Origin of the sequence: uncultured Sphingomonas sp., assembly GCF_964237155.1 — a bacterium.
In the GTDB taxonomy this organism is placed as follows: domain Bacteria; phylum Pseudomonadota; class Alphaproteobacteria; order Sphingomonadales; family Sphingomonadaceae; genus Sphingomonas.
In genome coordinates this window covers 13,424-32,065 of sequence record NZ_CAXSHH010000029.1, presented here as the reverse complement: position 1 = coordinate 32,065, position 18,642 = coordinate 13,424, and the positions used below count along the sequence as shown (strand labels likewise).

At 69.8% G+C, this 18,642-nt stretch carries 20 protein-coding genes; 12 read left to right on the top strand and 8 right to left on the bottom strand.

What is annotated here, in order from left to right; translation table 11 throughout:
• Window positions 1-180: 180 nt before the first annotated feature.
• The 5 genes from ACFE71_RS08515 to rpmI form a co-directional block, all read right to left on the bottom strand.
• Window positions 181-1,056 carry an aldose 1-epimerase family protein gene (locus ACFE71_RS08515; protein ID WP_375428371.1) on the bottom strand — a complete coding sequence of 292 codons (876 nt, stop codon included), beginning with the start codon at window positions 1,054-1,056 and terminating at the stop codon, window positions 181-183.
• On the bottom strand, window positions 1,049-3,400 hold the full coding sequence (gene pheT, locus ACFE71_RS08510) for a phenylalanine--tRNA ligase subunit beta (RefSeq protein ID WP_375428370.1): 2,352 nt from the start codon (window positions 3,398-3,400) through the stop codon (window positions 1,049-1,051). The genes ACFE71_RS08515 and pheT overlap by 8 nt, the downstream gene beginning before the upstream one ends.
• Window positions 3,397-4,638 carry a phenylalanine--tRNA ligase subunit alpha gene (gene pheS / locus ACFE71_RS08505; RefSeq protein WP_375428369.1) on the bottom strand — a complete coding sequence of 414 codons (1,242 nt, stop codon included), beginning with the start codon at window positions 4,636-4,638 and terminating at the stop codon, window positions 3,397-3,399. Before pheS ends, pheT begins: the two co-directional genes overlap by 4 nt.
• 179 nt (window positions 4,639-4,817) lie before the next feature.
• Complete coding sequence (rplT, locus tag ACFE71_RS08500) at window positions 4,818-5,183, bottom strand: 50S ribosomal protein L20 (protein ID WP_375428368.1); 366 nt, start codon at window positions 5,181-5,183, stop codon at window positions 4,818-4,820.
• Window positions 5,184-5,200: 17 nt separating this feature from the next.
• Window positions 5,201-5,404, bottom strand: a complete 204-nt coding sequence (gene rpmI / locus ACFE71_RS08495; protein ID WP_093333883.1) for a 50S ribosomal protein L35 — start codon at window positions 5,402-5,404, stop codon at window positions 5,201-5,203.
• A gap of 163 nt (window positions 5,405-5,567) precedes the next feature.
• Here rpmI and ACFE71_RS08490 point away from each other — a divergent pair, with 163 nt between their 5' ends.
• A complete protein-coding gene (locus ACFE71_RS08490) occupies window positions 5,568-7,658 on the top strand; it encodes an AsmA family protein (RefSeq protein WP_375428367.1) in 2,091 nt (696 codons plus the stop codon).
• Window positions 7,659-7,761: 103 nt separating this feature from the next.
• On the opposite strand, the gene ACFE71_RS08485 is transcribed toward ACFE71_RS08490, so the two are convergent.
• On the bottom strand, window positions 7,762-8,553 hold the full coding sequence (locus ACFE71_RS08485; protein WP_375428366.1) for an inositol monophosphatase family protein: 792 nt from the start codon (window positions 8,551-8,553) through the stop codon (window positions 7,762-7,764).
• An 86-nt stretch (window positions 8,554-8,639) separates the two neighbouring features.
• On the opposite strand from ACFE71_RS08485, the gene ACFE71_RS08480 reads away from it, so the two are divergent.
• Window positions 8,640-9,170 (top strand): peroxiredoxin, encoded by a 531-nt coding sequence (locus tag ACFE71_RS08480; RefSeq protein WP_375428365.1) that lies wholly within the window; start codon window positions 8,640-8,642, stop codon window positions 9,168-9,170.
• Window positions 9,171-9,231: 61 nt separating this feature from the next.
• Window positions 9,232-10,257 (top strand): diguanylate cyclase, encoded by a 1,026-nt coding sequence (locus tag ACFE71_RS08475; protein WP_375428364.1) that lies wholly within the window; start codon window positions 9,232-9,234, stop codon window positions 10,255-10,257.
• A 411-nt stretch (window positions 10,258-10,668) separates the two neighbouring features.
• On the opposite strand, the gene ACFE71_RS08470 is transcribed toward ACFE71_RS08475, so the two are convergent.
• On the bottom strand, window positions 10,669-11,283 hold the full coding sequence (locus ACFE71_RS08470; protein WP_375428363.1) for a YbhB/YbcL family Raf kinase inhibitor-like protein: 615 nt from the start codon (window positions 11,281-11,283) through the stop codon (window positions 10,669-10,671).
• A 48-nt stretch (window positions 11,284-11,331) separates the two neighbouring features.
• Here ACFE71_RS08470 and ACFE71_RS08465 point away from each other — a divergent pair, with 48 nt between their 5' ends.
• From ACFE71_RS08465 to ribH, 6 genes are read left to right on the top strand one after another with little or no spacing between them, the layout of a single operon-like run.
• Window positions 11,332-11,721: a hypothetical protein gene (locus ACFE71_RS08465; RefSeq protein ID WP_375428362.1), complete on the top strand. Its 390-nt coding sequence runs from the start codon at window positions 11,332-11,334 to the stop codon at window positions 11,719-11,721.
• A 20-nt stretch (window positions 11,722-11,741) separates the two neighbouring features.
• Window positions 11,742-12,782 carry a bifunctional diaminohydroxyphosphoribosylaminopyrimidine deaminase/5-amino-6-(5-phosphoribosylamino)uracil reductase RibD gene (ribD, locus tag ACFE71_RS08460; protein WP_375428361.1) on the top strand — a complete coding sequence of 347 codons (1,041 nt, stop codon included), beginning with the start codon at window positions 11,742-11,744 and terminating at the stop codon, window positions 12,780-12,782.
• 4 nt (window positions 12,783-12,786) lie between these two features.
• Window positions 12,787-13,407: a riboflavin synthase gene (locus tag ACFE71_RS08455; RefSeq protein ID WP_375428360.1), complete on the top strand. Its 621-nt coding sequence runs from the start codon at window positions 12,787-12,789 to the stop codon at window positions 13,405-13,407.
• Entirely contained in the window at window positions 13,394-14,557 is a 1,164-nt protein-coding gene (gene ribB, locus ACFE71_RS08450; RefSeq protein ID WP_375404336.1) for a 3,4-dihydroxy-2-butanone-4-phosphate synthase, read from the top strand. Before ACFE71_RS08455 ends, ribB begins: the two co-directional genes overlap by 14 nt.
• The gene (locus ACFE71_RS08445) at window positions 14,557-15,096 is read left to right on the top strand and encodes a hypothetical protein (protein ID WP_375428359.1); all 540 of its coding nucleotides are present in this window, start codon (window positions 14,557-14,559) and stop codon (window positions 15,094-15,096) included. Before ribB ends, ACFE71_RS08445 begins: the two co-directional genes overlap by 1 nt.
• Window positions 15,081-15,497, top strand: a complete 417-nt coding sequence (ribH, locus tag ACFE71_RS08440; RefSeq protein WP_375428358.1) for a 6,7-dimethyl-8-ribityllumazine synthase — start codon at window positions 15,081-15,083, stop codon at window positions 15,495-15,497. Before ACFE71_RS08445 ends, ribH begins: the two co-directional genes overlap by 16 nt.
• A 34-nt stretch (window positions 15,498-15,531) precedes the next feature.
• Here ribH and ACFE71_RS08435 read toward each other — a convergent pair whose 3' ends face one another.
• A complete protein-coding gene (locus tag ACFE71_RS08435; RefSeq protein ID WP_375428357.1) occupies window positions 15,532-16,617 on the bottom strand; it encodes an alkene reductase in 1,086 nt (361 codons plus the stop codon).
• Between the two features lie 51 nt (window positions 16,618-16,668).
• On the opposite strand from ACFE71_RS08435, the gene ACFE71_RS08430 reads away from it, so the two are divergent.
• The 3 genes from ACFE71_RS08430 to ACFE71_RS08420 all read left to right on the top strand — a co-directional run bounded on the left by ACFE71_RS08430 (window position 16,669) and on the right by ACFE71_RS08420 (window position 18,620).
• Window positions 16,669-17,607 carry a DMT family transporter gene (locus ACFE71_RS08430; RefSeq protein ID WP_375428356.1) on the top strand — a complete coding sequence of 313 codons (939 nt, stop codon included), beginning with the start codon at window positions 16,669-16,671 and terminating at the stop codon, window positions 17,605-17,607.
• The gene (locus ACFE71_RS08425; protein ID WP_375428355.1) at window positions 17,604-18,263 is read left to right on the top strand and encodes a COQ9 family protein; all 660 of its coding nucleotides are present in this window, start codon (window positions 17,604-17,606) and stop codon (window positions 18,261-18,263) included. The genes ACFE71_RS08430 and ACFE71_RS08425 overlap by 4 nt, the downstream gene beginning before the upstream one ends.
• A gap of 69 nt (window positions 18,264-18,332) precedes the next feature.
• Window positions 18,333-18,620, top strand: coding sequence for a ferrous iron transport protein A (locus ACFE71_RS08420; RefSeq protein ID WP_375428354.1), 288 nt, complete (start codon window positions 18,333-18,335; stop codon window positions 18,618-18,620).
• Window positions 18,621-18,642 lie beyond the last annotated feature (22 nt).

Below are 18,642 nucleotides of genomic sequence, written 5' to 3'. Positions count from 1 at the left end.
AGCGTGGTCTTGCCCGCGTCGGGGTGGGAGATGATGGCGAAGGTGCGGCGGGGGGAGGTCATGGGTGTTTCCAATGTACCGTCACCCCGAACTTGGGTCCGGGGTCCCGCTTCTTCTTGGCGGCGGTGGATAGCGGGACCCCGGATCAAGTCCGGGGTGACGAACGAGGTATATGGGGCTTCAGGCCACCAGCGTCACGCTCATGCCGATGCGCTTGCGCGAGCCGGGCGCGATCTCGAAGACGCCGGGCTTGTCGCGGAACTCTCCCGCGAAGCCCGCCGGGTCGGCGATGCCGTGCCAGGGCTCGACGCAGACGTAACGCGCGCCGGGCTTGGTCCAGACGCCGAGCTTGGGCGTATCGGGAAAGGCGATGTCGAGCTGCGGGCCATCCGGCGCGCCGTAGCGGAGCGCTTGCGAGCGGACGGGGTCCCAGACGAGCGCGTCGTCGGCGAACAGCGCGTCGTGGAGGCGGAGGTCGCGGCCGTCGAGCGGCGTCGGGCGGCTCGCGGCGGCGATGAAACCGTCGGGAGTGATCGCGCGGAGGTCGACGGGCTCGTCCGCGTCGAACAGGAGGCGGTGGGCGGCGCGGTCCCGGCCGTAGGGGAGCGGCCAGGCGAAGGCGGGGTGGAAGCCGAACTGCGCGGGCATCGGACGCTCACCGCGGTTCTCGATCGTGACCTCGGTCAGCAGGGTCGGGCTGTCGAGGCGGAACGCGACCTCCAGGCGGAACGTGAAGGGATAGGCGGCGCGGGTCTCCGCCGTGTCGGTGAGCGCGAACGCCGCCCGCGTCGCCTCCGCCGCGACGACCTCGAACGTCGATCGGCGGGCGAAGCCGTGCTTGGGCATCGGATGAGCTGCACCGTCGATGCGGATCACGTCGCCGGTCACGCGGCCGACGACCGGGAACAGGATGGGTGCGCGACCGGTCCAGAATGCCGGATCGGCGTCGGTCATCAACTCGCGGCCGTCCGGGTCCCGAAGGTTGGACAGTTCCGCGCCGAGCGGGTTGATCGCGGCCGAGAGCCGGTCGTTGCCGATGCGGATCAGATCAGCCACGCAAGGATGCTCCCTGCTTGGCGGCGGCGGCCACCACCTTGTCGCTGATGCCTTTCAGCTCGGCGTCGGTGAAGCTCTTGTCGCCGGGTTGGAGCATCACCTCGACCGCGACCGACTTGCCCTCCTCGAGCGCGAACAGGTCGAAGACGCGGGCGGAAACGATCGCCGCCTTGTCCGCGCCCCGGACCGCGCGGACGAGCTGGTCGGCGGGGAGATCGGCGGGGACGACGAAGGCGAAGTCGCGGCGGACCGCCTGGAGCGCGGGCGGCGCATGGGCCGGGCGCGCGAAGCCCGTAGCACGCTTGGGCGGGATCGCGTCGAGATACAGTTCGACCGCTGCGATGGGGCCGGACAGGTCAAACGCCTTGAGCACGCTCGGATGGAGCATCCCGAAGGCGGCGAGCACCGTCTTGGGACCGAGCCGGAGCGTGCCCGACTGACCGGGGTGCCAGGCGTCCCCCGCCCCCTCCATGACCTGAAGATTGTCGACGGGCGCGCCCGCCGCCGCGAGCAGCGCCAGCGCTTCCGCCTTGACGTCGAACGCGTCGAAGGCCGTCGCCCTGCCCCCGCGCCAGCCGCGCGGGCTCCGGTCGCCCGCCAGGACGAGGCCGAGCGTGGGGCGCTCGGCGTCGGCGAGGTAGCGGCGGCCGATCTCGAACAGGCGGATCGAGCCTTGAAGCTGACGAACATTACGTATGGTCGCGCTAAGCAGGCCGGGGATGAGCGAGGGGCGCATGACCTTGAGCAGGTCGCTGATCGGGTTCGCGACGGTCCAGGCGCCGCCGCCGAAGGGCGCGGCTTCGGCGTCCGAGATGAAGCTCCAGGTCACCGCCTCGTCGTGGCCGCGCGCGGCGGCGGCGCGGCGGAGGCGGCGTTCGAGCTTCTGCGCGGGCGTGGCGGTCGGGCGGGCGACGCCGGGGGGGCGGTGGAGCGGTATGGATGGGATCGCGTCGATACCCTCGATCCGGATCACCTCCTCGACCAGGTCGGCATAGCCGTCCACGTCGCGCCGCCAAGTCGGGACGGTCACACGCCAATTCTCGTCCACCTCGAAGCCGAGCGAGGCGAGGATGGCGCGCTGACGCTCCGGCGCGACCGCCAAGCCGCCCAGCGTCTCGGCGCGGGTCGGGGCGTAGTCGATCGTGCGGCGTTCGACGGGCGGCGAGCCCGCACGGGTGACGCCGCTGGCGGTGCCCCCGCAGATATCGAGCACGAGCCGGGTCGCGTGGGCGAGGCCGCCGTCCAGGAAAGCGGGATCGACCCCGCGCTCGAAACGCTGGCGGGCGTCGCTGGTGAGCAGCAGCTTCTGGCCGGTGCGGGCGATCGTGTCGGGATCGAAATACGCGCATTCGATCACGATGTCGGTGGTGCCGGCGGACACGCCCGAATGCTCGCCGCCCATGATGCCGCCGATGTCGTGGACGGCCTCGTCGTCGGCGATCACGGTCATCGTCTCGTCGAGCGCGTAGGTCTTGCCATTGAGCGCCGTCAACCGTTCGCCCGCGTGGGCCTTGCGCGCGACGAGGCCGCCTCGGAGTTTCGCGCGATCATAGACGTGGAGCGGGCGGCCGAGATCGAGCATGACGTAGTTGGTGATGTCGACGAGCGCCGAGATCGGCTTCTGCCCGACCGCGAGCAGGCGGCGGCGCATCCAGTCGGGCGCGTCGCCGTTAACGACACCGGCGACATCCTGTGCGTAGAAAGCGGGGCAGCCTTCCAAGTCGTATATCGCGATTTCGGGGCCGCTCCCCCCGCCCCCGGTTTGTTCCACGTGGAACGATTTGAGCGTGCCCAGCCCGGCGGCGGCGAGGTCGCGCGCGATGCCGCGCACGCCCATGCAGTCCTGGCGGTTGGGGGTGACGCTGACGTCGATCACCGGATCGCTCAGCCCGGCATAGTCGGGATAGGCGGTCCCGACGGGCGCGTCGGCGGGCAGTTCGATGATGCCGTCATGCTCGTCGCCGAGCTCGAGCTCGCGCGTCGAGCACATCATGCCGTTGGATTCGACGCCGCGGATCGCCGCGACCTTGAGCGTGACGCCCGAGCCGGGGACGTATGCGCCTGGCGCGCCGAACACGCCGACCATCCCCGCGCGCGCGTTGGGCGCGCCGCATACGACCTGGACGGGTCCGTCACCTACGTCGACCGACAGCACTTGAAGCTTGTCGGCCTGTGGGTGACGCTCGGCGGTGAGGACGCGAGCGACGCGGAAGGCGGCGAGCTTCGCGCCGGGGTCGGTCACGCCCTCGACCTCGAGGCCGACGCGGGTGAGCGTGTCGACGATCTGGTCGAGGGTCGCGTCGGTGTCGAGATGCTCGCGGAGCCAGGACAGCGTGAACTTCATGCGCCGACTCCGCCGGACAAGGTGGGCACGTCGAGCGCGGAGAAGCCGTAATGCTTCAGCCAGCGGAGGTCGCCGTCGAAGAAGGCGCGCAGGTCGTCCATGCCGTATTTGAGCATCGCCAGCCGGTCGATGCCGCAGCCGAACGCGAAGCCCTGCCACTCGTCCGGGTCCAGCCCGCACGCCTCGATGACCTTGCGGTGGACCATGCCGCTGCCGAGCACCTCGAGCCAGCCGTCCCCGGAGCCGCCGATGACGCGCTTGCCTTTCACGAGCGTGTAGCCGACATCGATCTCGACCGACGGTTCGGTGAAGGGGAAATAGCTCGGGCGAAGGCGGAGCACGATATCGTCGCGCTCGAAATAGGCCTTGAGGAAAGTCTCGAGTGTCCATTTCAGATGGCCGAGATGGATGCCGCGGTCGATCACCAGCCCCTCGATCTGGTGGAACATGGGCGTGTGGGTGGCGTCCGAGTCGGAGCGGTAGGTGCGGCCGGGCGCGATGATGCGGATCGGGGGCTCCTGCGCGAGCATGGTCCTGATCTGCACGGGGCTGGTATGCGTACGGAGGAGCATCTTCTTCTCCCTCGCCCCGCTTGCGGGGCGCATCAGGTCGGTCATGCCCTTGGCATGACCTAAACCGTCCGGGGGACGGTTTACCTGATGCGGGTCGGGGAGAGGGGCCGTTTCCGCATGGGCGGACGACTGTGTTCGACTCAGCCCCTCTCCCCGGCCCTCTCCCCGACGGGGAGAGGGAGACATGTAGAAAGTGTCGTGCATCGCGCGCGCGGGGTGCGTTTCCGGGATGTTGAGCGCGGTGAAGTTGTGCCAATCGTCCTCGATCTCCGGCCCGGTCGCGACCGCGAAGCCGAGGTCGGCGAAGATTTCGGCCAGTTCGTCCATCACCTGGCTGACCGGGTGGATCGTGCCGGGCGCGGGCAGGTCGACGGGCAGCGTCATGTCGATCCGCTCGCCCGCGAGCTTGGCGTCGAGCGCCGCCGCCTCCAGCACCGCCTTGCGCGCGGCGATCGCGCCCGTGACGGCCTCGCGGAGCGCCTGGATCGGCGGGGCCTCCGCCTGGCGCTGGTCTGGCGTCATGGGCCCAAGCGTCTTCAGGAGCGCGGTCACGCGGCCCTGCTTGCCGAGCGCGTCGACCCTGACCGCCTCGAGCGCGTCGAGCGATGCGGAGGCCTCGACCGAGAGTATAAGCTGTTCGCGAAGGGTGGGAAGGTCGGCGCTCACGTGATCACTCCATCTTCCGTCATCCCGGGCTCGACCCGGGATCCCGCTTTCTTGGGCCGGAGAAGCGGGACCCCGGATCAAGCCCGGGGTGACGAGGTAATTCAGATCGCGCCCTAACGAAAAGGGCGCGGATGGCCTAGCCATCCGCGCCCCCCATTCGAGCCAGCGGCAGGTCGCCTTCAGGCGGCCTGGGGCAGCGCCGCTTTCGCCTGCGCGATGATGGCGGTAAAGGCCGCGCCCTCATGCATGGCGATGTCGGCCAGGACCTTTCGGTCAAGCTGGACGCCCGCGAGCTTCAGCCCGTGCATGAACTGCGAGTAGGTCAGGCCCTCGGCCCGGACGCCCGCGTTGATGCGCTGGATCCAGAGGCCCCGGAAGGTCCGCTTCTTCACCTTGCGGTCGCGGTAGGCGTATTGCCCGGCCTTCTCGACGGCCTGGCGGGCGATGCGGATCGTGTTCTTGCGACGGCCGTAATAGCCCTTCGCCTGTTCCAGGATCCGCTTGTGCTTGGCGCGGGTGGTTACACCCCGTTTGACGCGTGCCATTGTCTAATCCTTTCCGCTCAGCCGAGACCGTAGGGAGCCCAGGCCTTCACCGCGGCGGTGTCGGCCTTGGACAGGACCTTGGTGCCGCGATTCTGGCGGATATACTTGCCGTTGTGATGCAGCAGGCGGTGGCGCTTGCCGGCGACGCCGTGCTTGAGCAGGCCGGTGGCGGTGAGCTTGAAGCGTTTCTTGACGCCGCTCTTGGTCTTGAGCTTGGGCATTTTCATCTCCTCGGGAAAGCGATGCACGAGACGGCCGCGGCAGCGCCAAGATGGCCGGGCAGGTCGTTGGGACGCATCGCTTGTGGAACGGGCGCGCATAATCCCCGGTTCACGTTATTGCAACTAGCTGGACCCGCATGAGGTTTTTGAGCAAGTTCGGGTCATGACCGTGCAAACCGAAATCAAGGCCGACGAGCATCGGCCGCGCGAGCGCCGGGCCTGGCGGATCGTGCGCAATGTCGTGCTGGGCGTGCTCGGGGCCGTCTTCGCGGTCTGGCTGGTCCTCTATATCACCAAGGGACGCTTCCTGCGTGGGCCGTTCGAGACGATCGTCGGCCGCCAGATCAAGCGCGAGGTGACGGTCGCGGGCGATTTCCAGCTGTATTTCGATCCGTTCGACATCAAGTTCCTGGCGGAGCGGATGCGGATCGCGAATCCGGCCTGGGCGACGCGGCCCGACCTGTTCGCCGCTCAGCGGATCGAGACGCGCATACCGCCCTTGTCGCTGTTGTGGGGACGGCGGCGCGCGCGGTTCCTGGACCTGGTCGGCGGGCGGATCGACCTGGAATGGGACGCGGCGCACCGGCGGAACACCTGGACCTTCTCGGAAAACAAGGGCGAGCCGTTCGAGATGCCGCTGATCGGGCGCGCGACGGTGGCGGGGACGAGCCTGCGCTATCTCGATCCCCGGTTGCGCGTGCTGGTCGACGTCGGGTTCGAGACGATCCGCGCGGGCGCCGGTCGGATCGACGATCAGGTGCGATTCTCCGGCACGGGCCGCGCGCTCGACTCGCCCTTCACGCTGGCGGGGTCGCTGCTGTCGCCCAACTCGACAGTGACCAACGGCGAGAACAAGCTTCAGGCGACCGCGCGGTTCGGGCGCGACGTGGTCGAAATGTCGGGGACGCTGCCGAGCGCGACGCAGATCGAGGGCGTGCCGCTCCGCGTCGCGGCGCGCGGGCGGAACATGGCGGAGCTGCTGGGGATCATCGGCGTCACCGTACCCGAATCGCGCGGCTACCGCGTGCGGGCGCGGATGGTGAAGGAAGGGTCCGAATACCGCTTCACCCGGCTGACGGGCCGCTTCGGGACCAGCGACATCGCCGGGCGCTTCACGGTGAAGCAGCGCGAGCCCCGCATCCATATCGACGCCGATCTCACGACGCGCAGCCTGGACATCGTCGATGTCGCGCCGTTCATGGGGTACAATCCCGACCTGATCGCGACGGTGGGCGTCGCGGCGGCGTCGGGCCAGGCCGGGCCGGTGCCGCGGCTGCTTCCCGACGCGAGGCTCCGGGTCGAGTCGCTCAAGCTGTTCGACGCCGACGTGCGGTACAAGGTCGCGGCGGTGCGATCGCGGCGGGTGCCGATCTCGAACATCGACCTGACGCTGACGCTGGCGAACCGGCTGCTGACGATGTCGCCGCTGACGTTCAGCATGGCGCGCGGCGAGGTGGCGTCGGACATCGTCATCGACGCGCGGGGCACGCCCGTCCGGACCAAGTACGACATCCGCCTGGCCCCGACGCCGATCGCGCGGCTGCTGGCGGGCTGGGGCGTCGAGGAGGCCGGGACGTCGGGCACCGTCCGGGCGCGGGCGCAGCTGGTGGGGGTCGGCGACACCGTCCACGACTCGCTCTCGACCGCCAACGGCCGGATCGCGATCACCATCCCTGCGGGGACGATGTGGACGCGGAACGCGCAGCTATCCGAGCTCGATCTGGGCACCTTCGCGCTCAAGATGTTCCAGGACAAACTCAAGGAACCGATTCGCATCCGGTGCGGGCTGATCGGCTTCACCGTCCGGAACGGCGTGGCGGCGGCCGATCCGATCCTGATCGACACGTCCAAGAACGTCGTGGTCGGCCGGGGCGGGTTCAGCTTCCGCACGGAAGCGATCGACCTGGCGTTCCGCGCGGACGGCAAGAAGTTCTCGATCTTTTCCGGCCAGTCGCCCGTCGGCGTCGGCGGCCAGTTCGCCGCGCCCAAGCTGGACGTGATCAGCCCGGAACTGCTGGCGCGCGCGGGGGCGGGCCTGGGGCTGGCGCTGGTCGCCTCGCCCGTCGGCGCGGTGCTGGCGTTCGTAGATATCGGCGACGCCAAGTCGGCGGCGTGCGGCCCGGTGCTGGGCGGCGCGACGGCGGCGGCGCAGCGGACGACTCGTGGAGAGAAGCGCGACGACGTCGGGCGCGGGACGACGAGCAAGGAGGAGAATAGCGGGCCGAAGCGCAAGAAGTTCCTGGGGATTTTCTGACCTTCTCCCTCTCCCCTTGGGGAGAGGGTCGGGGAGAGGGGCTGTTCAGAGTGCCGAGCCCGTCCTCGATACAGCCCCTCTCCCCGCGAGCGGGGAGAGGGAGTCAGGCCAGCGTTCCCATCGCCTCCAGCACATCGTCCACCCGCGCCGGGTCGCCGATCGCGAGCACGTCGCCCGCGCTGTCCGCCGTGAGCGGGTCGCCGCGCCAGTCGCACATGCGGCCCCCAGCCCCTTCCACCACGGGCACGAGCGCGGCGAAGTCGTGGAGTTTCAGCCCGGCCTCGCACACCAGGTCGAGATGGCCGGAGGCGAGCAGGCCGTAATTGTAGCAGTCGCCGCCATAAAGCGGTCCCATGCGACCGCTCTCCGTCGCGCCCACCAGCGCGAGGAAGCGCGGTCCATCGACCTCCGCGAAATAATGCGGACTCGTCGTCGCAAGGATGGAGCCGGACAGGGTCGGGCAGCCGCGTGTCCGCACCGGCGCGCCATTCAGCGTCGTCCCTCGCCCGATCACGCCGACCCAGCGTTCGCGCTGGATCGGTTGATCGACGACGCCCAGCAACGGCCAATCGTCCACAAGGAGCGCGATCAACGTCCCGAACACCGCGCGGCCGGCCGTGAAGCTGTGGGTCCCGTCGATCGGATCGAGCACCCAGCGCCTGCCGGTCACCCCGGGCTTCTCGCCATATTCCTCGCCCACGACGCCGTCGCCCGGCGCTTCCGCGTCGAGCAGGCGACGCATCGCCGCCTCGGCCGCGCGGTCGGCCAAGGTCACGGGCGAACCGTCATCCTTGCGCTCCTCGCCATGAGGCTTTCGGAAATAGGGTCGGATCGCCGCGCCCGCCGCGTCGGCGAGCCGTTGGGCGAGGTCGATGTCGGCTTGGGTCACGCGCATGGTCGCCCGCCTAGTCGCGGTGGCGGGCGGCTGGCAATGCCGGGCGGGGGCGGGTAGCGTTCGCCCGATCAACACGGGAGTCCTTCATGCGCCGCCTAGTCCTCACGCTCGCCCTGTTCGCCTCCCCGGCGCTCGCGACGCTCGCGCCCGGGGTCAAGGCTCCTGACTTCACCACGCGCGGCGCGATGGCGGGCAAGGTGTTCAACCTCACCTTGTCGCAGCAGCTGAAGCGCGGGCCGGTGGTGCTGTATTTCTTCCCCGCCGCGTTCACGTCGGGCTGCAACGCCGAGGCGCGCGCCTTCGCCGACAAGGTCGGCGAGTTCCGCGCGGCCGGGGCGACCGTGATCGGCATGTCGGCGGACCCGGTCGAGCAATTGCAGAAGTTCTCGGCGACCGAGTGCGCGGGCAAGTTCGCGGTGGCGAGCGCGGGCCCCGGCGTCGTGAGCGGGTACGACGTCGCGTTCCCCAAGCGGATCGGCGGGCGCACCGTCACCAGCCGCACCAGCTACGTCATCGGCCGCGACGGGCGGATCGCCTTCGTCCATAGCGACATGAACCCGGCCGAGCACGTGTCGATGACGCTGGCCGCGGTGAAGAAGCTACCAAGTATCCGGTGACGCAATCCTAACCTATCGGCCCTAAGCCCTCCCTTGATCGATGTTTAGCAAGGGTCGGATGATGCGGGGCGCGCTGGCGCGGGATGGACGGGTGGAGGGCGCGGGCGACGATCTGTTCGCCCGCGTCGGCGCGTTCCTGCTCGATCACCGGCTGAGCCCCGAGCCCGCGCATTATCACTTCGCCTATGACGTGCTCAGCGACCCGTCGGGCGCGCTCGCGGCGGCGGTGGCGCGGATCACCGACGACGGCGTGCGCCTAAGCCGCGCCGATATCGAGAAACTGGGCGGCGCGGTGGTCACGGGAACCGCCGACAAGGACGGGGCCGACGCGGCTACGCGGCGGCTGATGGGCGAGGTCTGGTCGCAGGTCGAGGATTTCGCGCGGGTGATGCGCGACGTCCATGCGGAAACGCGAGGGTTCGGGCGCGACCTAGCCGAACATGCGGCGGCGATGGCCAAGACCGGGGATCGCGCCGAACCGGGCAGCGGGATGGCCGAGCTCGCCCGGATCACCGGCGCGGTGCTGACGCGCGTCCACGCGGCCGAGCACCGGCTGGCGCAGGCGACGCGCGAAGGCGACGAACTGCGCGCCAAGCTGGCCGAGGCTCAGGTGACCGCGCGGGTGGACATGCTGACCGGGCTGCCCAACCGCCGCGCGTTCGAGGAGGCGTTCGCCGCGCGGCGCGGGCCCGCCTGCCTGGCGCTGTGCGACATCGACCGGTTCAAGCGCATCAACGACGGTTACGGCCACGGCGTCGGCGACCGGGTGCTGAGCGCGATCGCCGACACGCTGCGCGTCGAGTGCGGGGACCATCTGGTCGCGCGGCACGGCGGCGAGGAGTTCGCGGTGCTGCTGACGGGCATGAAGCCGGATCGGGCGGCGACCATCCTTGAGGCCGCGCGCGAAGCGGTGGCGACCAAGCGTTTCCGATCGCGCGAGACCGACATGCTGATCGGCCGGGTGACGGTGTCGGTCGGCTTGACGGCGGTGGAATCGACCGAGTCGCTCGAGGAGGCGTTCGCGCGCGCGGACCGGTTCCTTTACGCGGCCAAGTCGACGGGCCGCGATCGGCTCTGCACGGACTAAGCGCGCCAACAAATCGCAATCCGCGCGTGTTCGAGTGGCGCGAAATCCCAATCCGGAAATGCGCATTCCGCTAAGTGATTGGGACAGCCCGACACTCTGGATTGGCATGGACGGTGCAAAGTAATCGGCATCGGTGGACGAACGGTTCGCACCGCCGATGACCAGGCAAGGACCTCCATCATGACCACCCGTTTCCAGTCCGCCCAGCGCATCGTCGTCTCGTTCGTCGGCGCGCTGTTCTTCGCCGCGATCGCCGTCGGCGCCGCCGTTCCCGTCATCCCCGTCGCCTGATCGACGCCCGCCCTGAAGGACCCGAGACCATGATCCGCCAGTTCGCCTTCGCGGTCGCCGGCTTCGCCTGCACCGCCGTCCTCATCGCCATGAGCGCGCCGCCGGTCGTCTGACCCCGGCCTAGCTTGGCACAGTAGCGCCGACCGGCCCGACCGGGGCCGGCTCCTCGCGCGAATAGGTGCCGATCAGCAATCCCGCCGCGAGCAGGTGCCCGCGCATCGCCTCCACCAACGCCGCCCGGCCGGGGTTCCCACCCGGGTCGGGCGCGTGCGCATCCAGCGCGAACAGCTGGAAGGCGTAGCGATGCTCGCCGTGGCCGGTGGGCGGATCGGGCGGGAGCCAGCCTTCGCGGAAGAACGAATTGCGGCCGACGTCGCGCCCCGCGAAACCGTCGCCGTCCGCCGCGATCGCGCCCTCCTCCAGCCGCCCGGCATCGGCCTCCAATCCCCAGATCACCGCATGGACCAGCGGCTGCGGCGCGGGCACGTCCGCGTCCTCGACCAGCAGCGCCAATAACGCCGTGCTGGCAGGCGGGGCGGTCCAGACGAGCGGGGGCGACGCGCCTTCCCCGTCGGCGGTGAAGCGCGGGGGCAGGCGTCCGCCATGCCGGAAGGCGGGGCTCATCAGTTCGAGCTCGGGCAACCCCGCGCCGAGTTCCACCACTGTCAGCTTCTCCACCCCGGCGCGCACGCCCGACAGCGTGCGGCCCAGCCAAGCGGGTACGTGTTCGAGCATCGGCGACCTCCTTCAGGGGCGTAACGACCAAGACGGTGCTTCGGTCGCATGGGCTCGCAAAGCCCGGCGCGCGCGACTATCTTCCCGCGCATGCAGTTCTTCAGCCGCCTGTCGCCCATCCGCGCGTTCCTCGACCTGCGGCGTTTCCTGAACGGGCGCGAGCCGTACGAGCTCGGCTTCCTGCTGCTCGCGATGGTGGTGACGGGCTTCTTCGTCTACGCCTTCGCGTTCGACGGCCAGATCGAGGAGACCTACACCCCCGACATCATCTATGTGGAGCAATACCGCCTCGACCGCACCGACGCGCAGATCGCGGCGCAGCAGAAGATCGACGGCGCGATCAAGGCCGAGCGGCTGGCCGCGCGCCGCAAGCTCGAGCTGGAGCGCCAGGCGTCGTTCAAGCGGCTCGACGACAAGCTGCGGAGCGTCGGCCTCTGACGGAGCCGGATGCGCGCTGGATGGGAGCGGCGCTGGCCTTGGGCGAGCGTGGGCGCGGCCGGACCGCGCCCAATCCCAATGTCGGCTGCGTCCTCGTGCGGGACGGCCGCGTCGTCGGGCGCGGATGGACGCAGCCGGGCGGGCGCCCACATGCCGAGGCGATGGCGCTCGATCAGGCGGGCGCGGAGTCGCGCGGCGCGACTTGCTTCACGACGCTGGAGCCGTGCGCGCACCGCTCGACGCGCGGGCCGACCTGCTCGGACTTGCTGATCTCAGCGGGGGTGGCGCGCGTCGTGGCGGCGCTGGGCGACCCCGATCCGCGCACGGATGGCTTGGGGGTAGCCCGGCTGCGCGCGGAGGGGATCGCGGTCGAGATCGGGGTCCGTGCCGACGAGGCGCGGCGGTCGATGGCGGGTTTCCTGACCCGCCGGAGCTTCGGCCGGCCGCATGTCACGCTCAAGCTCGCCACCTCGCTCGACGGCCGCATCGCGCTCGCGTCGGGCGAGAGCCGCTGGATCACCGGCCCGGAAGCCCGCGCGCACGCCCATCTCGAGCGAGCGCGGCACGAGGCGATCCTGGTCGGGCGCGGGACGTGGGAAGCGGACGCGCCGAGGCTCGACGTGCGGCTGGCGGGGCTGGAAGAGCGATCGCCGCAACGGGTGGTGTTGAGCGGCCGTCACCCTCACCCTTCCCACTCGCCTGTGGCGAGCGGGGCCCCTCCCTCTCCCGACGGGAGAGGGAGGGAGACGCGCGAAGCGCGGCGGAAGGGTGAGGGTGACCCGGTGACGTGGTTGGCCGAACCGGCTGCGATCGCCGACCTCCCGGGCGTCGACCACCTCCTTGTCGAGGGCGGGGCCGCCACGGCCGCCGCGTTCCTGCGCGCCGACCTCGTCGATCGCCTTCTCCTCTACCGCGCGCCGGTGATCATCGGCGGCGGGCTGTCCGCGATCGGCGATATCGGGTTGACCGACCTCGCCGCCGCCCACGGCCGCTGGCGGCTCCACGATGCGCGCGGGCTTGGCGGCGACCGGCTCGAGGTCTACGAGCGCCGGAGGAGCTGACGCGATGTTCACCGGCATAATCACCGATATCGGCACGATCGACCGCGTCGAGACGCGCGGTGACACGCGCGTGGTCGTCAGCACGGGCTACGATACCGGCACCGTCGATCTCGGCGCGTCGATCAGCTGTTCGGGCGTTTGCCTGACCGTGGTCGACAAGGCTCCGGCGGGCGAGCCGGGCTGGTTCGCGGTCGACGTGTCCGGCGAGACTCTGAGCCGCACCGCGCAGGGGCAATGGCGCGAGGGTCGCCGCCTCAACCTCGAACGCGCGATGAAGCTTGGCGACGAGATGGGCGGGCATATCGTCACCGGCCACGTCGACGGCATCGCCGAAGTGGTAGCGGTCGCGGCCGAGGGCGACTCCAGGCGCATCGACATCGCCGTTCCCGCCGACCTCGCGCCCTATGTGGCGGGCAAGGGATCGATCACGATCGACGGCGTCTCGCTCACCGTCAACGGCGTCGCCGACGAGGGCGCGCGATCGCGCTTCTGGATCAACGTCATCCCGCATACGCAAGGCGCGACGACGCTCGGCGGGCTGGAGCCGGGGATGGCGGTCAACATCGAGATCGACGTGCTCGCGCGCTATCTGAAGCGAATGGAGGCCTATCATGGTGCAGCCTAGTTCCTCGCGGCCCGAGCTGTCGCGCCTGCGCCATGCCTTCCTTTCCTCGCCCGAGGAGATCATCGACGAGGCCAAGAACGGCCGCATGTTCATCCTGGTAGACGACGAGGACCGCGAGAATGAGGGCGACCTGGTCATCCCCGCGCAGATGGCGACACCCGACGCGATCAATTTCATGGCCAAGCATGGTCGCGGGCTGATCTGCCTGGCGCTCACCAAGCGCCGCGTCGAGGAGCTCGGGCTGGACTTGATGAGCCGCCATAACGGCACGCGCCACGAGACCGCCTTCACCGTATCGATCGAGGCGCGCGACGGGGTGACGACGGGCATCTCGGCCGCCGACCGCGCGCGGACCGTCGCTGTCGCGATCGATTCGTCCAAGGGCCGCGACGAGATCGTGACGCCCGGCCACGTCTTCCCCCTGATCGCGCGCGACGGCGGCGTGCTGGTGCGCACGGGGCATACGGAGGCGGCGGTCGACGTGTCGCGGCTGGCGGGGCTGAACCCGTCGGGCGTGATCTGCGAGATCATGAACGAGGACGGCACGATGAGCCGCCTCGACGACCTCGTCACCTTCGCGCAGTTCCATGGGCTGAAGATCGGCACGATCCGCGACCTGATCGCGTACCGCCGCCGCTACGACCATCTGGTCGAGAAGCGCGCGGAGATGCCGTTCCAGTCGCGCTGGGGCGGGCAGTGGCGCGCGATCACCTACTACAACAAGGCGAGCGGCGACGAGACGATCGCGCTGGTGAAGGGGCATATCGACCCGGACAAGCCGACGCTCGTGCGGATGCACACCGCATCCTACTTCGTCGACATGTTCGGCGAGGAGTCGGAGCGCACCGGGCTCCTGTCGCGATCGATGGAGCTGATCGCGGAGGAGGGCGAGGGCGTGATCGTCGTCATCAACCGGCCGATGAAGGACTCGGTGTCGCGCTTCATCAAGTTGCGCGGCGAGGGCAAGGGCGCGGGCGCGCCGGAGATCGAGGAGCTGCGGGATTACGGCGTCGGCGCGCAGATCCTGGCGGAATTGGGGGTGCAGGACATGGTGCTCCTGACGAACACGCACCACACCTTGGTCGCGCTCGATGGCTACGGTCTCAGCATCGTCGGCGAGCGCGCGATCCCCGGCACCGGGGGCGAGTAATGCGCACCGGGATCGACGAAGCGCGCGATCCCAAATACGCCCATATCGAGCGGGAGCGTCGGTGGCTGGTCGACTCGCGTAAACGTCCCGACTTGTCGGTGCTGTCCTTCACGCTGATTGAGGATCGCTACATCACGGGCACGCGGATGCGTTTGCGTCAGATGACCGATAGTACGAGCGGCGAGCGCGCGTTTAAGCTCACCAAGAAGTACGAAGCGGCCGACCCGCTCGCCCGTCCCATCGTCACTGTTTATCTAACGAATGAGGAATATGCGCTGCTCGCGGGCCTACCGGCCGAGCCTCTAGCAAAGCGGCGCTACAAGGTGGCCGACGGCGGATTGGTATTCGGCATCGATGTGTTCCTTGGATCGCTCGCGACGCTGGAGCTCGCCGAAATCGAATGGCCCGACGATAACGGCCTGCGCACCCTTTCCTCGCCAAGCTGGGCGACCCACGACATCAGCGCCGACCCGCATTATCAGGGCGGCGCATTATCCCTTAATGGCCTCCCAAAGGATCGTTCATGGCCCAAATCCTGATCGTCGAGGCGCGATTCTATGACCATCTGAACGACCTGCTGCTGGAAGGCGCGCGCGCCGCGATCGAGGCGGCGGGGCACGAGCACGAGACGATCACCGTCCCCGGCGCGCTCGAGCTGCCTGGCGTGATCGCGCTCGCGGCCGAGTCCTACGACGCCTTCGTCGCGCTTGGCGTCGTGATCCGGGGCGAGACCTATCATTTCGAGATCGTCGCGGGCGAGAGCGCGCGTGGGATCATGGCGCTGACGCTGGACGGCCTGGCGATCGGCAACGGCGTCCTGACGGTCGAGAACGAGGCCCAGGCGCTCGCGCGCGCGCGGCCGGCGGACGGGAACAAGGGCGGCGGCGCGGCCGAAGCGGCGCTGGCGATGCTTGCGCTCAGGGAACGCTTTTCTTCCTAAGTCCTCTCCCGCCTTCGCGGGAGAGGGTGCAACGTCAAGCCGCCGCCCGCGCCAGCGTCGGATAATCGACATACCCCTCCGGCCCACGGCTATAGAGCGTGTCCTTGTCGAGCGGGTTGAGCGCAGCGCCTCGGGTGTAACGCTCCACCAGGTCGGGATTGGCGATATACGGGCGCCCGAACGCGATCGCGTCGGCGACGCCGCGGTCGAGGTCGGCCTGGCCCTGCGCCGGGTCGTAATCCTGGTTCAGGACCAACGGCCCGCCGAACGCGTCGCGGATCAGCGGCGACAATTTCGCCACGTCGCTGCGGCCGAAGGTGCCAGCCGGACCTTGCTCGCGCAGTTCCAGGAACGCGACGCCGAGGTCGTGCAACGCGCGCGCCGCCGGCACGAAGACCGACGCCGGGTCGCTGTCGTCCACCCCTTGCGTGTCACCGTTGGGGGACAGCCGTACGGACGTGCGGTCCGCGCCCGCGACCGACGCCACGCGCTCGGTAACTTCGCGGAGCAGGCGGATGCGGTTGTCCGGGGAGCCGCCATAGGCGTCGGTGCGATGGTTCGCGCCGTCGCGCAGGAACTGGTCGATCAGGTACCCGTTGGCGGCATGCACCTGCACCCCGTCGAACCCGGCGGCGAGCGCGTTGCGCGTCGCCAGCGCATAGTCGTCGAGAATGCGCGGAATCTCGTCGATCCCGAGCGCGCGCGCCGTCTCGTGCGGCTGCTTGCCGTCATAGGTGTGGATGGTCCCGGGACTCGCGGTTGCCGAGGACGAGACCGGCCGGCCGCCCGTGACGCTCGAATGCACCTGACGGCCCATGTGCCAGAGCTGCGCGACGATGCGCCCGCCCGCCGCATGCACCGCGTCGATCACCGGCACCCAGCCCGCCACCTGCTCGTCGGTCCACAGGCCGGGCGCATAGGGCCAGCCCAACCCCTCGCGGCTGATGCCCGTCGCCTCCGAGATGATCAGCCCGGCGCCCGCGCGCTGCGCGTAATAATCGGCCATCATCGCGGTCGGCACCGCCTCCCTCGTCGCGCGGCCGCGGGTGAGCGGGGCCATCAGGATGCGGTTGGGCGCGTGGATCGCGCCCAGCTGGATGGGATCGAAAAGGCTCGGCATCAAAGCTTCCTTCGGACTGTGTCGCCGCGAGATAGGCGGCTATGGCGCGGCATGCACCCGGCCGATGCCCCAACTTCTGCTTCGTCCGCCACAAGCACGCGGGCGTTCGCCGCCTTGATCGTCGCCAACGTCGCGCTGGCGTTCGGGCCGTGGTTCGTGCGGCTGGCCGATACGGGGCCGGTCGCGTCGGGTTTCTGGCGGATCGCGCTCGCCGCGCCCTTGCTGGTCGCGCTCGCCTGGGGAACCGGCGGGCGGCCGATACGGCTGTCGCCCAGGCTGTGGTGGATGCTGATCGCCGGGGGCGTGTGCTTCGCCGCCGACCTGGCGAGCTGGCATCTCGGCATCCTGCGCACCACGCTCGCCAACGCGACCTTGTTCGGCAATTCGGCGACGCTGATCTTCCCGATCTACGGTTTCCTCGTCGCGCGCGCCTGGCCGACGCGGAGCCAAGGCTTCGCGCTCCTGCTGGCGACGATCGGGGCGGCGCTGCTGATGGGGCGGAGCTACCAGCTCGATCCGCGCAACCTGACGGGCGACCTGCTCTGCCTGCTCGCGGGGGTGCTCTACACGGTGTATTTCATCTGCATGGCGCGGGCGCGCGACACCATGGCACCCCTCCCCGCGCTCGCGCTCTCGACGCTCGCCAGCGTGCTGCCGCTGCTGCTGTTCGCCTGGGGCTTGGGCGAGCGGATATGGCCGACCGACTGGACCCCGCTGATCGGCCTGGCGCTCGCCAGCCAGCTGCTGGGCCAGGGGCTGATGATCTACGCGCTCGGCAAGCTCAGCCCGCTCGTGATCGGAGTCGCGCTGCTCACGCAACCCGTCGTGGCGGGCACGGTCGGGTGGATCGTCTATGGCGAGAAGCTCGGCGCGCCCGACCTGATCGGCATCGCGCTCGTCGCGGCCGCGCTGGTGCTCGTCCGGCGCGGGCCGGCGGTTGCGGGCGGGGCGGGCGAAACCGATATCGCCCGCATGAAGGAGCAGGCATGACCGATCCGTCCGACGCCACCCTCGACGAGCTGCGGCCGGCGCTCGCCCCGCGCATCGCCGCCAATGCGGGCTTCGACGGGTGGGGCGACGCCGCCCGCGACCTGGCCGCCGATGAGGCCGGGATCGATCGCGATGTCGCCCGCCTCGCCTATCCGGAGGGCGCGGTCGACATGATCGACGCCTGGTTTCGAACGGTCGATGCCCGGATGGCGGAGGCGATCCCCGCCGACACGCTCGCCACCGCCAGGGTCCGCGACCGCATCGCCCTCCTGGTCGAGGCGCGGCTGGACGCGGTCGCCCCCGATCGCGAGGCGCTCCGCCGCGCGCTGGCGGTGCTCGCCACGCCCGGCAACCTGACGCGCGCCGCTCGGCTAGGGTGGCGTACGGTCGATCTGATCTGGCGGCGTGCGGGCGACACCGCGACCGACCTCAACCACTATACCAAACGCGCGATCCTACTGGGCGTCTACGGCGCGACGGTCAGCGTGTTCCTGAACGACGACAGCGACGGTTTCGCCGACACCCGCGCCTTCCTCGACCGCCGCATCGACGGCATCGGCCGTTTCGAGAAGTTCAAGGCGGGAATGGCCAAGCGTTCGCTCTACCGCCCGAGCCTGTCGCGCTTCGTCGGGCGGCTGCGCTACCCGGAACCGTGAACGGTCCCGGTTGCGAATTGTTCGCAAAAGGGCTTTCCCGTCGTTCTAGTTAGTGATAATCACTCGCACATGGAAATGTCCGGACGCATCGTTCCCGCCGTCAGCCTCGAGTCGCTTCCGCGGTTCCAACGCGCGACCGTTTCGGTCATCGAGTGGGACCGGCTCGGCTCGTCCGAAGCGCGTCGCCTGCGGGAGCTTGGCTTCGACGAGGGCGTGGGCGTCGAGGTGCTGCACCGGGCGGGCCTGCGTGGCGGTCCGATCGCCTGCCGGATCGGGCGCATGACCGTCGCCATCCGCCGCGCGGTCGCCGGCGCGATCCATGTCTCGACCGCCGACGTCGCGCCCGTGGCGGCCTGACCTTCCCCTCACGCCCAAGGGC

Coding starts and splice junctions, on each gene's coding strand:
- pheT (WP_375428370.1), bottom strand. CDS start 3,400: ATGAAGTTCACGCTGTCCTGGCTCCGCGAGCATCTCGACACCGACGCG.
- rplT (WP_375428368.1), bottom strand. CDS start 5,183: ATGGCACGCGTCAAACGGGGTGTAACCACCCGCGCCAAGCACAAGCGG.
- rpmI (WP_093333883.1), bottom strand. CDS start 5,404: ATGCCCAAGCTCAAGACCAAGAGCGGCGTCAAGAAACGCTTCAAGCTC.
- ACFE71_RS08490 (WP_375428367.1), top strand. CDS start 5,568: ATGACCGTGCAAACCGAAATCAAGGCCGACGAGCATCGGCCGCGCGAG.
- ACFE71_RS08485 (WP_375428366.1), bottom strand. CDS start 8,553: ATGCGCGTGACCCAAGCCGACATCGACCTCGCCCAACGGCTCGCCGAC.
- ACFE71_RS08480 (WP_375428365.1), top strand. CDS start 8,640: ATGCGCCGCCTAGTCCTCACGCTCGCCCTGTTCGCCTCCCCGGCGCTC.
- ACFE71_RS08475 (WP_375428364.1), top strand. CDS start 9,232: ATGCGGGGCGCGCTGGCGCGGGATGGACGGGTGGAGGGCGCGGGCGAC.
- ACFE71_RS08470 (WP_375428363.1), bottom strand. CDS start 11,283: ATGCTCGAACACGTACCCGCTTGGCTGGGCCGCACGCTGTCGGGCGTG.
- ACFE71_RS08465 (WP_375428362.1), top strand. CDS start 11,332: ATGGGCTCGCAAAGCCCGGCGCGCGCGACTATCTTCCCGCGCATGCAG.
- ribD (WP_375428361.1), top strand. CDS start 11,742: ATGGGAGCGGCGCTGGCCTTGGGCGAGCGTGGGCGCGGCCGGACCGCG.
- ACFE71_RS08455 (WP_375428360.1), top strand. CDS start 12,787: ATGTTCACCGGCATAATCACCGATATCGGCACGATCGACCGCGTCGAG.
- ribB (WP_375404336.1), top strand. CDS start 13,394: ATGGTGCAGCCTAGTTCCTCGCGGCCCGAGCTGTCGCGCCTGCGCCAT.
- ACFE71_RS08445 (WP_375428359.1), top strand. CDS start 14,557: ATGCGCACCGGGATCGACGAAGCGCGCGATCCCAAATACGCCCATATC.
- ribH (WP_375428358.1), top strand. CDS start 15,081: ATGGCCCAAATCCTGATCGTCGAGGCGCGATTCTATGACCATCTGAAC.
- ACFE71_RS08435 (WP_375428357.1), bottom strand. CDS start 16,617: ATGCCGAGCCTTTTCGATCCCATCCAGCTGGGCGCGATCCACGCGCCC.
- ACFE71_RS08430 (WP_375428356.1), top strand. CDS start 16,669: ATGCACCCGGCCGATGCCCCAACTTCTGCTTCGTCCGCCACAAGCACG.
- ACFE71_RS08425 (WP_375428355.1), top strand. CDS start 17,604: ATGACCGATCCGTCCGACGCCACCCTCGACGAGCTGCGGCCGGCGCTC.
- ACFE71_RS08420 (WP_375428354.1), top strand. CDS start 18,333: ATGGAAATGTCCGGACGCATCGTTCCCGCCGTCAGCCTCGAGTCGCTT.